Source organism: Mesorhizobium sp. WSM4848 (genome assembly GCF_055811375.1).
The window spans coordinates 110,083-124,989 of record NZ_JBVVPX010000013.1; the positions used below are offsets into that span (position 1 = coordinate 110,083).

15 protein-coding genes are annotated in these 14,907 nt (G+C 64.0%); 13 read left to right on the plus strand and 2 right to left on the minus strand.

The genetic code is table 11. From position 1 onward, the window contains the following. Positions 1-36 precede the first annotated feature (36 nt). From AC0L16_RS14780 to AC0L16_RS14810, 7 genes are all read left to right on the plus strand, one after another. Complete coding sequence (locus AC0L16_RS14780; protein ID WP_473621582.1) at positions 37-2,757, plus strand: ATP-binding protein; 2,721 nt, start codon at positions 37-39, stop codon at positions 2,755-2,757. 105 nt (positions 2,758-2,862) lie between these two features. Further along, a complete protein-coding gene (locus AC0L16_RS14785) occupies positions 2,863-3,243 on the plus strand; it encodes a hypothetical protein (RefSeq protein WP_473621583.1) in 381 nt (126 codons plus the stop codon). 577 nt (positions 3,244-3,820) lie between these two features. Continuing rightward, complete coding sequence (locus AC0L16_RS14790; RefSeq protein WP_167378846.1) at positions 3,821-3,982, plus strand: hypothetical protein; 162 nt, start codon at positions 3,821-3,823, stop codon at positions 3,980-3,982. Between the two features lie 44 nt (positions 3,983-4,026). After that, positions 4,027-4,188 (plus strand): GFA family protein, encoded by a 162-nt coding sequence (locus AC0L16_RS14795; RefSeq protein ID WP_473621584.1) that lies wholly within the window; start codon positions 4,027-4,029, stop codon positions 4,186-4,188. Positions 4,189-4,255: 67 nt separating this feature from the next. After that, on the plus strand, positions 4,256-4,411 hold the full coding sequence (locus AC0L16_RS14800; protein WP_473621585.1) for a GFA family protein: 156 nt from the start codon (positions 4,256-4,258) through the stop codon (positions 4,409-4,411). A 65-nt stretch (positions 4,412-4,476) separates the two neighbouring features. Then, the gene (locus AC0L16_RS14805; RefSeq protein WP_473621586.1) at positions 4,477-5,187 is read left to right on the plus strand and encodes an SDR family NAD(P)-dependent oxidoreductase; all 711 of its coding nucleotides are present in this window, start codon (positions 4,477-4,479) and stop codon (positions 5,185-5,187) included. 211 nt (positions 5,188-5,398) lie between these two features. Further along, positions 5,399-6,418, plus strand: a complete 1,020-nt coding sequence (locus tag AC0L16_RS14810; RefSeq protein WP_473621588.1) for an isopenicillin N synthase family dioxygenase — start codon at positions 5,399-5,401, stop codon at positions 6,416-6,418. A 235-nt stretch (positions 6,419-6,653) separates the two neighbouring features. Here AC0L16_RS14810 and AC0L16_RS14815 read toward each other — a convergent pair whose 3' ends face one another. Beyond that, the gene (locus AC0L16_RS14815; protein WP_473621589.1) at positions 6,654-7,454 is read right to left on the minus strand and encodes an IclR family transcriptional regulator; all 801 of its coding nucleotides are present in this window, start codon (positions 7,452-7,454) and stop codon (positions 6,654-6,656) included. A gap of 241 nt (positions 7,455-7,695) precedes the next feature. On the opposite strand from AC0L16_RS14815, the gene AC0L16_RS14820 reads away from it, so the two are divergent. From AC0L16_RS14820 to AC0L16_RS14835, 4 genes are read left to right on the plus strand one after another with little or no spacing between them, the layout of a single operon-like run. Beyond that, on the plus strand, positions 7,696-8,748 hold the full coding sequence (locus tag AC0L16_RS14820) for a substrate-binding domain-containing protein (RefSeq protein WP_473621590.1): 1,053 nt from the start codon (positions 7,696-7,698) through the stop codon (positions 8,746-8,748). Positions 8,749-8,767: 19 nt separating this feature from the next. Beyond that, the gene (locus AC0L16_RS14825; protein WP_473621591.1) at positions 8,768-10,276 is read left to right on the plus strand and encodes a sugar ABC transporter ATP-binding protein; all 1,509 of its coding nucleotides are present in this window, start codon (positions 8,768-8,770) and stop codon (positions 10,274-10,276) included. After that, a complete protein-coding gene (locus AC0L16_RS14830; protein ID WP_473621592.1) occupies positions 10,273-11,238 on the plus strand; it encodes an ABC transporter permease in 966 nt (321 codons plus the stop codon). The genes AC0L16_RS14825 and AC0L16_RS14830 overlap by 4 nt, the downstream gene beginning before the upstream one ends. After that, a complete protein-coding gene (locus AC0L16_RS14835; protein ID WP_473621594.1) occupies positions 11,235-12,206 on the plus strand; it encodes an ABC transporter permease in 972 nt (323 codons plus the stop codon). The genes AC0L16_RS14830 and AC0L16_RS14835 overlap by 4 nt, the downstream gene beginning before the upstream one ends. Here AC0L16_RS14835 and AC0L16_RS14840 read toward each other — a convergent pair. Continuing rightward, positions 12,180-13,121 carry an amidohydrolase family protein gene (locus tag AC0L16_RS14840; RefSeq protein WP_473621595.1) on the minus strand — a complete coding sequence of 314 codons (942 nt, stop codon included), beginning with the start codon at positions 13,119-13,121 and terminating at the stop codon, positions 12,180-12,182. The genes AC0L16_RS14835 and AC0L16_RS14840 overlap by 27 nt on opposite strands. Positions 13,122-13,198: 77 nt before the next feature. Here AC0L16_RS14840 and AC0L16_RS14845 point away from each other — a divergent pair, with 77 nt between their 5' ends. Next, positions 13,199-14,518 carry an alanine racemase gene (locus tag AC0L16_RS14845; protein WP_473621596.1) on the plus strand — a complete coding sequence of 440 codons (1,320 nt, stop codon included), beginning with the start codon at positions 13,199-13,201 and terminating at the stop codon, positions 14,516-14,518. Between the two features lie 44 nt (positions 14,519-14,562). Continuing rightward, positions 14,563-14,907, plus strand: coding sequence for a RidA family protein (locus tag AC0L16_RS14850; RefSeq protein ID WP_473621598.1), 345 nt, complete (start codon positions 14,563-14,565; stop codon positions 14,905-14,907).

The following is a 14,907-nucleotide window of genomic DNA, read 5'->3' on the forward strand; positions in this document are numbered from 1 at the left end:
TGCTGTACCTTCAAGGTTAAGGAGGCGTGAGCTTTTATGCTGCTTGAGCGAGAGGGGCCGCTTGGAACTTTGTTGGCCAGCGCCGAGAGAGCTGCGGCCGGACACGGCGGGACCGTGCTGGTGGACGGCGAAGCGGGCGTCGGCAAGACCTCCCTCCTGCGCGAATTCGCGGAAAACGCCGACAGGAATTACCGGATGCTGTGGGGCTGGTGCGAGGCGCTCTTCACGCCGCGCCCGCTCGGTCCCCTTCAGGACATGGCGCACCTGCTAGACCCCCGCGTCGCGGCGCTGCTCGAGGAGACCGCGGCGCCGGAGCGGCTTTTTCCGGCGTTGCTGAATGCGCTTCAGCACACCAAGGGCACGACCGTGCTCGTCTTCGAGGACATGCAATGGGCCGACAATGCGACACTTGACCTGGTAAGATACCTCGGTCGCCGCGTCTCCCTGCTTCGCACGATGCTGGTGCTCAGCATGCGCAGAGACGAGATAAGTGCCGATCATCCTCTGACCCACGTGCTCGGCGACCTTCCGTCTGACTCGGTGAGCCGCGTGACCCTTGAACCGCTGTCTTCCCAGGCGGTGACGGTGCTGGCCGAGCAGGCCGGCCGCTCCGCCGACGGGCTTTATCGCGTTACCGAGGGCAATCCCTTCTTCGTCACCGAACTGCTGTCTAGTAGTGAGGTCGAATCGGGGCGCGTGCCCGATTCCATACGCGATGCGGTCTGGTCGCGCTTGTCGCGCCTGACCCCAGGAGAGCGCGAGGTGCTGGAGGTCATGAGCATCATGCCGGGCAGCGTTGAGCCGTGGCTGATCCGGGCACTTCTCGGGGACGAGACCGAAGTTCTCGTGGATCAGTGCGTGGGACGGGGATTGCTGCGGCGGGATGTTAAAGGCGCGCTGACGTTTCGCCACGAGCTTGCCAGGGAAGCGACGCTCGACCGCCTCGCTCCGTCTCTCCAACGGTCGCTGCATGCGAAAGTCGAAGCGGCACTCTCCGAACTTCCGGCGGCGCAGGCAAGCGCTCTACTTTCGCGACGGGTGCACCATGCCGGCGGCGCCGACAACGGCGAACGCGTCCTGGAACTCGCGCCGCAGGCCGCCGAGCAGGCCGCGCGTCTGGGCGCGCATAGAGAGGCGGCTTCACATCTGGCGACCGCACTCCGATACGTTTCAGAAGCTCCCTCGGCGCTGGCTGCCCAGCTTTGTGAAGACTGGGCCTACGAGGCGGGCCTGTCACTGTTCGTCTACGATGAAATCATCGAGGCGCGGCATCGCGCCATTGCGATCTGGCGGGAGCTAGGGCGCATCGACAACGTCGGGGCCAATCTGCGCTGGCTGTCGCGTCTCCACTGGCGCCGCGGAGAGGGTCAGGAGGCGGAAGACTACGCGGATCAGGCAGTGCGTGAGGTGGAGAACCTGCCGCCTGGGCCGGAACTGGCGATGGCCTACAGCACGCGCTCGCAGCTACACATGCTGCATTATCGCTTCAACGAGGCGATCGAATGGGGCGAGCGCGCGATCAGCCTGGCGGACCGGTTGGGTGAGGTCGAGACACGCGTCCACGCCCTGAACAATGTCGGCACAGCGCTGATGTTCGCCGACCGCCCGGGCGGGCGTGAGCGGTTGGAGGAAAGCCTTACCCTGGCGCTCGATCACGGGTTTCACGACCATGCGTCGCGAGCCTATACGAACTTCGCCGAATGCGCGGTAGTGGCCAAGGACTTCGCCTTGGCCGAACGGCTGCTCGCGGAAGGGATTGCGTATTGCGCCAGGCACGACCTCGATTCGGCGGCGCAATACCTGCTCGGCCGGCAGGCACAGCTTCGTACCGAGCAGGGCCGCTTTCGCGAGGCCGAGACGATTGCCCAGGGCGTCATGAATCTGGAACGCCTGCCGATGGTGATGCACCTGCCGGCTCTGACGGAACTCGGCAGGGCGCGGATCCGGCTGGGTGAACCCAGTGGCGCGGCCCTGCTGGAGCAGGCGCTCCAGGAGGGCCTGACGACCGGCGAGGCTCAACGCGTCATACCGGTTCGCTTGGCGCTGGCCGAGGCCGCCTGGCTTGCCGAGGAGCCCGGCGCCGGCCACGAGCAGCTGACGGCCCTCACCGAAATGGACCTCGACAATTTCCGTCCCTGGGATGTCGGTGAGCTGGCAGTCTGGTGGCAGCGCTGCGGAATGGCGGGATCGCTGCCGGTGCCGGCCGGCCGCATTCCTTTGCCGCAAGCATTGGAACTCCGCGGCGACCCGATGGCGGCCTCGGCAGAATGGTCCCGCCTGGGTCTTCCCTATGAGTCAGCGCTCGCCCTCATGCAGGTCCGCGGAACCGATGCTGGCGCGGCGCTGGCTCGCGCCGTGGCTACATTCGAGGGCGTCGAAGCGCGCCCCGCGGCAGCGCTGGCGCGAAAGCTGGCGCAGCGCATCGGAGCTGCCAATCAGCTGCCGAAGCAGCGCCGGGGGCCATACACCGTGGCTAGGCAGCATCCACTGGGCCTGACGAGGCAAGAACAACAGGTACTCACAATGATCGCTCAAGGTTTGGGCAACAAGGAGGCGGCACGGCGTCTGTCGCGCTCGCCGCGGACAATCGAGCACCAGGTTTCCGCCGTGCTCGGCAAATTCAACGCAGCAAACCGGATGGAAATTCTGCTCCGCCTTCGCGGCGAGCCTTGGCTTTTGCCGTCGGCAGACGCGCTGCAAGTCCGTGAAACTAGGCAAGCCCATGAAAAACTAGGAGATCAGCTGCCGGGAAACTAGGTGACCGTACCGATGTGCGCGAATGCCCCCGCGCATAGGTTGCGCTTGTGAGTTTGGAATAGACTGCGAAGCAGTCCATGAGCTCGCCAATCGGAGAGAATAGCAATGATCAGATATTCTACCGCATTTGCGACGGTCTTGCTCGCCACCACGAGCATAGCCGCGGCCTCGGAACTTGCGCCGGGGAACGGCCACAGCATCCATTTCGGCCACGTCAAAGGCGTCGTCTACTACACGGTCGAGCAGGACGGCTACCGGGTCGTTGCGACCCTGGCTTCAGGCGCCGACGCGCAGCCGATGCGGTTCGTTTCCACGCTCGGACCGGGGCAACACATGGTGATCTCCTTGCCTCAAGCCGTCGGCCAGCCATCTCTCGATTTCGAGATCATGCGGGACGGCGCCACGGTGCTCGTGAGCGAGCCCGCTGCCACTCCGATGGCCGATCCGATGGAACAAGCATCGATCCAGGACGCTCTCGACCGGTGAGCCGATAATGGGCCGCCGCTCGGTGCGACTGCGGTCTCTTATTGGACCTGGACCCTTTTCGCCGCTTCGCATCTTTCCATTGTCGCCAACACCGCTCGTAGCGGTGCGGGACTGGCAGATGGTGACGGCGCTCGCGATCAACGCTGTTTGCTGCATTTCCATGATCCTGCTCGGTTTCATAAGCGCCGTGAGCATCGGAGCCACCGCCGACTGAGTGGCGAGACCGCTGCGTACAAAAACGCGCCGTTCCCGACGGGCGCCTATCCGCTGGAACCGCACGAAAATTAGGTAATTCCCGCAAAAGCAAGAACACGCCTGCGAAAACTGGGAAACCGGCCGCCCAAAAATGGGTGATGGCACCGATTTGCGAACCCGCCGGCACGCATAGAGTTGGGCTCGCAGCGTGAAAGACTTTCCCAAGATCATTCGCGCCTTCCTGATCCGAAGGAAGAGGGCAGTGGGGTGAGGCACAGGAAGCCGCCGACGGCGTCGAAATCGCGCGCCGTCGGTGGGTGCGCCCAACGATCCTTCAAGTCGGTAGCACCGCCCCTCTGCGGTCCACGCAAAGATCAGGAGGGTGCCGTTCGAATTCGCCCTAATCCCGCAGCAGATCGAACATCAGTTTGAAGAAGCGGTCCGCATCGACCTCGTGCGCGATGCGGGCATTGTCCTTTTCGCTACGCAGGGGCCATTCACCACACCTGCAGCTGTGCTGGCGCCGAAACCCTCAATGCCATAACAATCCGACTGGACCGCTTGATGGGGCGGATCACGGAGGACCGGATGGCGACTGGACGTTGTCTCTGCGGCGGCGTGCGCTACGAAATCACCGGCGAAGTTGCTCAGCCGATCGCCTGCCACTGCACACCATGTGCGCGCACCAGCGGCAACTTTGCCGTCATGGCGAGCTGCAAGTCGGCGGACCCTAAGGCTTGCGGCCTCTGAGACCCTGACTTGGTACCAGTCATAGGAAAGCGTCCAACGCGGCTTCTGCTCACATTGCGGTGGCAATTTGTTCTGGAAGGCCGCGCCGGGCGTGGAAACATACGTCACGGTCGGGACCCTCGACCGGCCGACCGGCCTTCGTCTCGGCGAACATATTTATGTCGGCTCGAAATCCGACTTTTACGATCTGACCGACGGTCTGCCTGAGAAACACGAGTGGTAGGACCTGAATCGCCAATCCGCTGCACTAGAATCCGTACCATACCAGATCCGTAAAGGAGAAGCTCCATGACATCGGACGTGGCAATTATCGCTGGAGCAGGACCGGGGCTGAGCGCCTCGCTTGCACGTCTTCTCGCCAATGAGGGATTTCGCGTGGTCCTGGCTGCCCGCAACGTCGGCAAGCTGAGCACGCTGGTCGACGAGACCGGAGCGTTGGCGGTCGAAACGGACGTTGCCGATATCGCGTCGGTCGAAAACCTGTTCGATGTCGCCGACAGCGCCGGTCCTCTGTCGCTTGTGGTTTTCAACGCCAGCGGCCGCGCCCGCGGACCGATCGCCGACCTCGAACCCGAAGCGGTCAGACAGGCATTGCTGGTCGGCGCCTATGGCGGGTTCCTGGTCGGCCAGCAGGCCGCGCGCCGGTTGCTTTCCCGCGGCTCCGGCTCGATCCTGTTCACCGGCGCCACCGCCAGCATCAAAGGTTTTCCGGGTTCGGCCGGCTTTGCCATGCCAAAGTTCGGCCTGCGCGGACTGGCCCAATCCATGGCCCGCGAACTTGCGCCGAAAAACATCCATGTCGCGCATTTCATTGTCGACGGTGTGATCGCGGCGAACAGGCCCGGACAGAATAGGCCCGGACAGGCCGGCGAACCCGACCGGCAGGATCGCCGGCTGTCTCCGGACGCGATCGCCGAAACCTATCTCGCAATCCACCGGCAGCATCGCAGCGCCTGGACTTGGGAGCTCGAACTCAGGCCGTGGGTCGAAAATTTCTGAGTCTCGGCCGCACTGCAATTCGTGCATATGGTTGCCATGATGCCTTCGTGCCATGGAACACCCTTTCGGACGTTATTTGCCTGGCGGCCGCCAAACCCAGCGCTGACTTTCTTCCATTGCATCGAGATTGGATCGACCGTTGCTTTGATCGCAACGACCAGCGTGTCACCGTAGAGGCCTGATCCAAGCCTGAGGCAAGAGGAGGTTGACCATGGCCAGGATTGTACCCGTGCTCGATCTCAGCCGTCTCGAACAGGGCGCGTCGGAGCGTCGGACCTTTCTGTTCGACCTGCGCACGGCGGCCCGCGATGTCGGCTTCTTCTATCTCAGCGGCCACGGAATTTCGGCTGTGGAAATCGACGAGGTGCTCGACGCCTCGCGCCGGTTCTTTGCCTTGCCGGAAGCCGACAAGCTGGCCATCGAAATGGTCAAGTCCCCGCAATTTCGCGGCTACACGCGCACCGGTGGTGAACTGACCAAGGGCAAGGCCGATTGGCGCGAACAGCTCGACATCGGCGTCGAGCGTCGACCCATACCACAGGCGCCGGGCATTCCTGCCTGGACGCGGCTGCAAGGGCCGAACCAGTGGCCTTCGGTCCTGCCGGAACTCAAGCCGGCGCTGCTGGCATGGCAGACCAAGGCGACGGCGGTGGCGATCCGCCTGCTGAAGGCTTTCGCGCTGTCGCTCGACCAGACCGAGGACGCTTTCGATCCGATCTATAGCGGTGAGCCCAACCATCGCATGAAGATCGTGCGCTATCCCGGACGCGACGCAACCGGCGGCGACCAGGGCGTCGGCGCACACAAGGACGGCGGTTTCCTGACGCTCCTGCTTCAGGACGACAACAGGGGGCTGCAGGTCGAATACGACGGAAGCTGGGTGAATGTGGATCCCATCCCCGGAACGCTGATGGTCAACATCGGCGAGCTCCTCGAACTGGCATCGAACGGTTATCTCAGGGCGACGGTCCACCGTGTCGTCACGCCGCCGGCCGGTGTCGAGCGGATTTCCGTTCCGTTCTTCTTCAGCGCCCGGCTCGATGCGACGATCCCGTTGCTCACCCTGCCTGAAGAACTGGCTGCCGAGGCGCGCGGACCGGCGAGCGATCCGGACAACCCGCTGTTTCGCGACGTCGGAACCAACGTGCTGAAAAGTCGCCTGCGCTCGCATCCTGACGTGGCGCGCCGGCACTATGCCGATCTCCTTGAGACAAGGGCATCATCCGTCTGACGAGGTCAGAGCAAATAGAACAGGAATTTTCGTCATCCGCCGGCTTTTGGAATTTTGTTCGTCGCCAACCCGCTCAAACAAGCTCAAACAGGTGAAACCGTTCGGCGGTTTCCTCCCATTCCGCTGAACGGCGTTCCCCTCTGAAGGTTGTAACCTTCATATTGGCCGGGCGATTGAGCCCGGCCATTTTTTTCGCGCTCCGTTGGCAAATGCATCAGGGCCGATTCTTCAAAAATTAGCTTCCCGCCAACGACAATCCACGGGCGCGTTCGCACAGCACGGCAAGCAACTCGCTGCGCCGCGTTTCCGCTGTGTCGACTGGCAATACGAAGCAAAGGGTCTTGTTAATGGCGCCGTGGCCATCGCGGATAGGCGCGGCCATGCACCACGTGAAGCGGTCGGCCAGAGCAGCGGTCTCGCTGAAACCTTGCTGGCGGGCCAGGGCGACATCGCTGAAGAATTCGGCTGGCGCAATGACGCGGCCGTCGGGCAGCTTGTAGTCGCCAGGCGGGATGAAGTCCTTCACCTCTTCCTCACTCATATGGCCAAGCAAGAGCCGCCCGGACGCCGTCCACGGGATCGGCACCTCGACCCCGACATCGCTTGAAATACGGAAAGGGCCGGGAGAGTCCCGGCAATCGAGAACGATGTATTTATTCCCGCGCAAGCCGCACAACTGCACGGTCTCGCCTGTCTCAGCGGCCATCTTGTCCAGCGTCTCGATGATGCGCCGGTAGTGGGCGTTGTGATGCGAGTAGGCCCAGCCGAACAGATGCATAGCCCGCCCGAAATAGACGTAGCCTTCCGTCCCGACGTTTTCGAGCATTTCGGCTTCGAGCAGGCTGTTGACGATTTCATAGGTGGTCGAACGCGGTGCGCCGATCATCTTGGCGATGTCGCCGACGCGCATCGGCGCGCGGTGCCGCAAAAGCGCTTCCAGCAGCATGATGACGCGGTCGATGCCGCGGCGGCGTTCGCCGTTGCGCGGCTCGGCGCCGGCTTCCGCTTCGATCAGACTAGTAGCTCCATCGCTCATGTCGGCCGCATCCGCGTAAAAAATCAATTCGGCCCTCGTCTCAAGACGCTTGAAAGATGTCAAGGCTCAGTCTAGCATCCCATTTGTCCGATATACAAACATGATGTCTGAAATATCAGACAATAACGAGCCAGGCGCAGAAAATTCTGACGAGAAAACAGGCGGTTTCCGGATGCGGCAACCGGCGGTTTTTTTCGTCCGGACCCCGCACGTCCAGGCCTAACCTCAGAAGGGAACAATCATGACGAAATCATCGTTTTTCGCATCCGCCAGCGCCCTTTGCCTCGGTCTCCTCCTGAGCCTCGGCGCCGGTTCGCAGGCCAACGCCGCCGCCAAATGCATCAACGGCGACCGCAAGGCGCCGTACACGATCGGCTGGGCCAACATCTATTCCGTGCCGACCTGGATGAAGCAGACACAGGGCACGATCGAAGCCGAAGTCGAGACCCTGAAGAAGCAAGGGCTGGTCGATAAGCTTGTCGTGACCGACGCCCAGGGTGACGCGAACGTCCAGATCCAGCAGATCCAGTCGATGATCGATTCCGACGTCGACGCCATTATCCTGATTGCCGGCTCGTCGACCGCGCCCGCGCGTGTGCTGGCGGACGCCTGCGCCAAGGGCATCGCCGTCATCAACTTCGACAGCCTCGTCGACACCGACCAGGTCACGGCCAAGGTCAACACCGATTCCGCCCAATGGGGCGATCAGGCGGCCAAGTTCCTGATTGACGCCATCGGCGGCAAGGGCAAGATCCTCATCCTCAATGGCCCGGCCGGCGTTTCGGTCAGCGACGATCGGCGCAAAGGCGCTGACGCGGCGCTCAAGGCCCATCCTGAGGTGATGGTCCTTGCCGAGACCAACACACCCTACAATGTCGCGCCTGCACAGGAAGCCGTCACCAGCCTGCTGTTCGCCAATTCCGAGATCGACGGGATTCTGTCGCTCGGCGGCGCCCTGTCGGCGGGCGCCGTACTCGCGCTCGACAAGCAGGGCCGCGAACAGGTGCCGATCACCGGCGAGAATGCCCGTCAGTTCCTTGAACTCTGGAAGGAAAAGGACCTTAAGAGCTGGGCGACCATGCAGCCGAACTGGCTCGGCGCTTTCGCTACCTATACCGCCGTCCAGGCGCTGGAAGGCAAGGATGTGCCGGCTTTCGTCAAGATCGCGCTGCCGGTGATCGACAATTCCAATATCGACCAGTACCTCGCCCGGGCGGCCGATTTTCCGGCCGACGGCTACATCTATTCGCCCTACGATGAGGAGCTGTTCAAGAAACTTCTGGCTGAGCAATAAGCCTGAAAGGTCGCAGAAAGTGCTGGCCACGGCTCCGCTTCTTGCCGCGCTGGGGGTGTCGAAGTCCTTCTTCGGCAATCCCGTCCTGCGCGACGTTTCCATCGCTCTCCAGCCGGGCCGCGTGCATGCGCTGCTCGGCGAGAACGGTGCCGGAAAGTCGACGCTGATCAACCTCTTGTCCGGTGCCTTGCGCCCGGACGGCGGGGCGATCGAGGTCGATGGGCGCCCAGTGTCGCGCATGACCCCCGCCTATGCGCAACAGGCGGGGATCGCCGTCGTCCAGCAGGAACTCAGTCTGACGGCCAGCCTCTCAATCGCCGAGAACATCGGCCTTGGCGCCTATCCGCGCCGGTTCGGTTTGCTCGACTATCCCGAACTCGCCGTGCGGGCCAGGGCAGCATGCGATCTTGTCGGGCTTCACGAACCGCTCTCGACGCCGGTCGGACATTTGTCGCTTGGCCGCTGGCAGATGGTGGAGATCGCCAAGGCGCTTTACCGCCGGCCGCGTGTGCTCATTCTCGACGAACCCACTTCGTCGCTTTCGGCAACCGAAACGAAGGTCCTGACGGACCTGTTGGAGAGGCTGCGCGGCGAGGGCATCGCTATTCTCTACATTTCGCACCGGCTGAACGAAGTCATGGCGCTGTGCCAGCATGTTACCGTCCTGAAGGACGGCGCCTGCACGGCGGACCGCACACTGGAAGGAACAGATGCCGCCGGGCTGGTACGGCTGATGGTCGGCCGCGACTCCGGCGACCTCTTTCCGGATTGGCAGCCTTCGGCATCGGCTGCCAACGCCATCTCGGTTCGCAATTTTTCGGCCGGCCTGATGCGCGATGTCGATCTCGAGATCAGGACGGGCGAGGTGCTCGGTATCGGAGGCCTGGTTGGGCAAGGGCAGGAAGATTTGCTGCTCGGTCTCTACGGTGCCATTCCGGCGAGGACGGCATCCGCAACCGTTAAGGGGGCTTCGGGTTTGCCCGGCGGTGTGCCGAAAGCCAACGCGCTTGGCCTCGCCTATGTCCCGGCCGACCGCAAGCGGGAAGGCCTGCACCTGATCCATTCCATCGTCACCAACATGATGCTGCCCGCTTTCGCAAGACTGCCGGCGCTGAAGCTGCGCAGCCGCCGTGCCGAGCGTGAGACGGCAAGAGGTCTCGCCGTCCAGCTTGGCATCAAGGGCGATCTCGGCCGGCCGGCACAGGCCCTGTCGGGCGGCAACCAGCAGAAGGTCGCGCTGGCGAAATGGATGCCGCACGACCCGCTTGTGCTTCTCCTCAATGACCCGACACGTGGCGTCGATGTCGAGACCAAGCGCGAAATCTATATGATGCTTCGCAATTTCGCCGCCGCCGGCAAGGCGGTCGTGCTGCTCAGTTCCGACACACCCGAACTGGTGCACCTTTGCGACCGCGTCGCGGTGGTCCGGGAGGGCCTCATCGTTGCCATGCTCGCGCGCGGCGCACTGAGCGAGGAAGCCATCGTTTCCGCCGCGATGGGCGCCGAACAGCGCAAGGTGGCGGCATGAGCACGGTGGCCTCGCCAAGGCAAGCCGGCGCTCTCTACTGGCCGGTTCAGCTGCGCCGCAATGCCGGTGTGCGCGGCCTGTTCGCCGTGGTCATGACGTTCCTCGTCGCCTACGGCTTCCTGTTCCCCGGCCTGTTGACCGCTTCCGGCTTCGCCAAATTCACCCAGAGCTGGTTTCCGCTGGCGCTGGTCGCCATGGCCCAGGCGATCCTGATGCTTACCGGCGGTATCAGCCTAGCCATCGGCGCAATGGTCAGCCTGGGGGCGGTGATCGCCGCGACGACAATGACCGGGCCGCTGGGCGTAGCCGGCGGTGCCGCTGCGGTGGCGCTGACCGGTATCGGCATCGGTGGCGCGACCGGGTTCATCGTCGTAAAACTTCGGTTGCCAGCGATCGTGGTGACGCTCGCCGGTTCCTTCATCATCGGCGGTGCTGCGCTGCTCATCCTGCCGAGACCCGGCGGCGCCATTCCGGAGTGGCTGTCGGACCTGCTTGCCGGCAACACGCCCGCGGCCTTCGTGCTGCTGGTGCTCATCGTCCTTCTGTGGAAACTCTATCTCGCCACACCGCTTGGTTTGAGCCTTTATGCCGCCGGCGAGAATCCGGTCGGCGCTTATCGCTCCGGCGTGCCGGTCGATGGCGCACGGGTAGCCGCCTACGCGATCAGCGGCCTGCTTTGCGCCGGCGCCGGCCTGTTCGTCGCCGCGCAAACAGGTTCGGGCGATCCGGTCATCGGCACGGCCTTCACGCTGAATTCCATTGCCGCCGCCGTGCTCGGCGGCATCGGCTTCCTCGGCGGCCAAGGCACGATGCGCGGTGCGCTTGCCGGCAGCCTGCTGCTCAGCCTGATGATCAGTGTCATGTTCTTCCTCGGCTTCACGCCGGTCGCCCAGTATGTCGCCCAGGGCCTCATCATCATCGGGGCGGTCGCCATCCCGCAATTGCGCAAGGTGCAGCAATGACAGCATGGAAAGAGACCGTGGGCGGCAGGCGCGCCCAGACCATCCTGCGCAGCCGGCCATTTCTCACCGTTGCCATCGTTGCCGCGGTGTGGATCGTGGCGAGCTTCGTTTCGCATGGCTTCGGCGCCTATGGCCATTTGCGCTATCTGGTCGAATTGGCCGCCGTTATTGGCTTGGTTGCGGCGGGCCAGACCTTCGTCGTCATCGCCGGCGGCATCGACCTTTCCGTCGCGGCTATCGTCACAGTGAGCGCCGTCAGCCTGCCGCTGCTCTCATGGCAGGCGGATCCGACCGGGCTCACCGCGGTCCTTGCCGTCCTTGCGTTGACGACGACAATCGGTCTGGTGAACGGGCTGGGCGTGGCGCTGTTGCGCGTTCATCCGATGATCATGACCCTGGCAATGGCGACATTCCTGCAGGGTCTGCTGATCATCATCGCCGGCGGCAGCGCCGTGACCGCCGAAAACCCGCTGGTCCGCTGGCTCGGCAATGCGCGGCCGGCCGGTATTCCCGCAGGCGTGCTCTTGTGGGTGGCCGTCTCGGTGATCGTTCTGGCCGCAATGCATGCCACATCCTTCGGCGCTCGGCTCTTCGCCATGGGTGCCAACCCGCTCGCCGCGGCACTCTCCGGGGTTCCCGTCGCCTCGACCACCCTGGCGGTCTACGGCATCAGCGGCTTCACTTCGGGGCTTGCGGGTGTGCTGGTGCTCGGCATGAACGGACAGGGCTATGTCGGCATCGGCGATCCCTATCTGCTCGCCTCGATTGCCGCCGTGGTTCTCGGCGGCACCTCGATCCTCGGCGGGCTCGGCACCTATGCCGGCACTATCCCCGGCGCGATCCTGCTGGTCACGATCACCGCTTTGATCACCGTCGTCAACGCATCGCCCGGCTGGCGCAGCATTCTGTTCGGTTCGCTGATCCTGGGGCTGCTGCTTCTCTCAGGCAGGGAGCAGGCCCGCCGATGACATATCGTCCAGCCGGTAGATGCGCCTTGCATTGCCGAAGAACAGCGCCGTCTGCTCGTCTGCGGAAAGCTCCCCGGCAATGGCCTTAAAGCTGTCATATACCGCATCGAACGAGGCGTGCAGACCGGCCACCGGGAAGTCGCTGCCGAACATCGCGCGCCGCGTGCCGAAACAGTCGATGCAATGCATGACAACCGGCTTCAGGCTGTCGAGCGTCCAGTCATGATCGTAGGCGACCAGATCCGATATCTTGATGGCGAGGTTGTCACACTGGGACAAACGCCGAACCCCTTCGCGCCACGCCCGCATCCCGTCCGCGTCGCGATCGATCGGGCTGCCGCAGTGGTTGAGGACAAAGAGCTGGTCCGGATAGGCCGCTGCGAGCCGCGCGGCACCGGCGAGCTGGCGCGGAAACACCATCAGATCGAAAGTCAGCCGGTGGCGGCCGAGCAGGGACAGGCCGGCGCGCCAGGCCGGATCGTCCATGATGCCGTCACGGGCAGCGAAACGGCGGGCGGGATCAGGGTCCCAGCTCAATATGTCGCGCACGCCGACGACACGGTCGAATGCCGCCTGCGCCTCGACCAGCGCCGGCGCTTGGCGGTTCGCCAGCGGGACGTGAACGACGTAGCGGGCGGCCACGCCCCGCGACTTGTCAAGCGTTTCAAGCCACCGCGTTTCGCCGAAGCAGTCATCCCCGGCCCAACCGGCCTCGACATGGATGGTGGCGACGACATTGTGCCGGCTGGCGTCGCGCGAATAATCCTCAGGAAGATAGTTTCGCCGCAAGGGGCCAAGTTCGCCCAGGCCGCCGCGTTCGCCGGCCGTTGCGGCGAGCCAGGGATGCCGGCCGAGGCCGAGATCCCAAAGATGATGGTGGGCATCAATGATCGGTCCGGAGTAAGGCTTTGGCATGCATCTCTCTCATGCTGAGGCCGGCATTGGAAATCGATCCGGACTTCATCCTGCGAAGGCGAAAGGACTAGCATCGGATGACCGAAAACTCACCCGTCCCGGCGCTCGCGACGCGTGAAAATTTCCTGCTCGACGATCGCATCCGCGGTGTGCCGCCCGGCACCTTCGGGCTGGACAGCAGCCTTGTCGCATCTGAGCGCTGGCATCCGGCTGATGGGCGCATGTCGTTGCCGGTGCTGACCCTTGACGAGGAGGCCTTCATCGCAAATCGTGACCTGTTCCTGCGCTACGCGCGCGAACAGGGCGCCATGGTCGCGCCGCATGCCAAGACCCCGATGGCGCCCGACCTTGCCCGATCCTTGATAGAGGCCGGGGCATGGGGCACGACCGTCGCGGATGTCAGGCAGGCCGCGGTGATGCTCAGGGCCGGCCTTACACGGCTGATCATCGCCAACGAGGTTGGTGGATCAGGCGGTGCGAACAGGCTCGCGGCGCTGGTTGGCGCCTGGCCGGACGTCGAACTCTTCGTCTTCGCCGACTCTGTCGCCGCCGTGAACGCGCTTGCGGAAGCCTGGCGGGCCAATGCGAGGCTGCCGCCGTTGCGCGTGCTCGTCGAACTGGGTGCGGGGAGGGCAGGCGCGCGGACTGCTGGCGAAGCCGAGGCGATCGCCGATGCAGTTGATGCAGCCGGCGGACGGCTGCTGATCGCCGGAGTCGCGACCTACGAAGGTGCCGCGGCGCAATCCGATCCTGGCCGCACCGAGGAGGTGATCTCGGCTCTGCTGGCGATGATCGCCGACATGTTCCTGCGGCTGCGCGCCCGCGTCGGCGGCGCTGCGCCGCTGGTCGTCACGGCCGGCGGCTCGGCGTTCTTCGACAAAGTGGTCGCCGCGCTTTCGCCCACCGTTTCCAGGAACGGCAATGTGACGCTGGTGTTGCGCAGCGGCGCCATCTTCTTCCACGACCATGGCATCTATGATCGCTCGCTTGGCGCACTTGATGTCCGCGACGGCTTTGCGGTCGGCGGCGTCAGCGTTTCCGCACGAAATTCGTTTCGTCCGGCTTTGCGCCTGTGGGCCGAGGTGCTGTCGCGGCCGGAGCCCGGCCTGGCGATCTGCGGGATGGGCATGCGCGACGTGTCGTTCGATCAGGGTTTTCCGATGGTGCTCGCGGTCTTGCGCGCCGGCAAGCCGATGCCGGTAGCGCGCGCCGAGGTCTTCAAGCTCAACGACCAGCACGCCTTTCTGACAATCGCGCCGGGTGACGACATAGCCATTGGCGACATCATTGAATTCGGCATCTCCCATCCTTGCACCTGCCTCGATCGCCATCGCGTGATCTTCGGCGTCGACGCGGCCGGCCATGTCCGCCACGCCTTTCCCACCTATTTCGGCTGACCGGATTTTGCGGCGGCCCCAAGAGAACCTCGAAAGGATCCAATATGATCAAGTATTTCCAGTCCGGCTCCCGCATGTCGCAGGCGGTCGTCTATGGCGGCCTCGTCCACATCGCAGGCCAGGTCGCCGACAATCGCAAGGCCGGCATCGAGGGCCAGACCAGCGATGTGCTCTCAAAGATCGAGGCGCTTCTGGTCGAGGCCGGCAGCAGCAAGTCGAAGCTAGTGGCGGTCAACATCTTCCTGCCGCAGATCGGCGACTTTGACGCCATGAACAGCGTCTACGATGCCTGGGTGGATCCCCAACGCCTGCCGGCGCGGGCCTGCGTCGAGGCGCGTCTCGCCGATCCCGACCTCCGCATCGAGGTCACCGCGGTCGCCGCCGTCTGA

Excerpts from the sequence above, each read along its gene's own strand:
- AC0L16_RS14805 (WP_473621586.1), top strand. The coding sequence starts at position 4,477 with ATGACATCGGACGTGGCAATTATCGCTGGAGCAGGACCGGGGCTGAGC.
- AC0L16_RS14785 (WP_473621583.1), top strand. The coding sequence starts at position 2,863 with ATGATCAGATATTCTACCGCATTTGCGACGGTCTTGCTCGCCACCACG.
- AC0L16_RS14815 (WP_473621589.1), bottom strand. The coding sequence starts at position 7,454 with ATGAGCGATGGAGCTACTAGTCTGATCGAAGCGGAAGCCGGCGCCGAG.
- AC0L16_RS14850 (WP_473621598.1), top strand. The coding sequence starts at position 14,563 with ATGATCAAGTATTTCCAGTCCGGCTCCCGCATGTCGCAGGCGGTCGTC.
- AC0L16_RS14820 (WP_473621590.1), top strand. The coding sequence starts at position 7,696 with ATGACGAAATCATCGTTTTTCGCATCCGCCAGCGCCCTTTGCCTCGGT.
- AC0L16_RS14810 (WP_473621588.1), top strand. The coding sequence starts at position 5,399 with ATGGCCAGGATTGTACCCGTGCTCGATCTCAGCCGTCTCGAACAGGGC.
- AC0L16_RS14840 (WP_473621595.1), bottom strand. The coding sequence starts at position 13,121 with ATGCCAAAGCCTTACTCCGGACCGATCATTGATGCCCACCATCATCTT.
- AC0L16_RS14780 (WP_473621582.1), top strand. The coding sequence starts at position 37 with ATGCTGCTTGAGCGAGAGGGGCCGCTTGGAACTTTGTTGGCCAGCGCC.
- AC0L16_RS14845 (WP_473621596.1), top strand. The coding sequence starts at position 13,199 with ATGACCGAAAACTCACCCGTCCCGGCGCTCGCGACGCGTGAAAATTTC.
- AC0L16_RS14830 (WP_473621592.1), top strand. The coding sequence starts at position 10,273 with ATGAGCACGGTGGCCTCGCCAAGGCAAGCCGGCGCTCTCTACTGGCCG.
- AC0L16_RS14795 (WP_473621584.1), top strand. The coding sequence starts at position 4,027 with ATGGCGACTGGACGTTGTCTCTGCGGCGGCGTGCGCTACGAAATCACC.
- AC0L16_RS14835 (WP_473621594.1), top strand. The coding sequence starts at position 11,235 with ATGACAGCATGGAAAGAGACCGTGGGCGGCAGGCGCGCCCAGACCATC.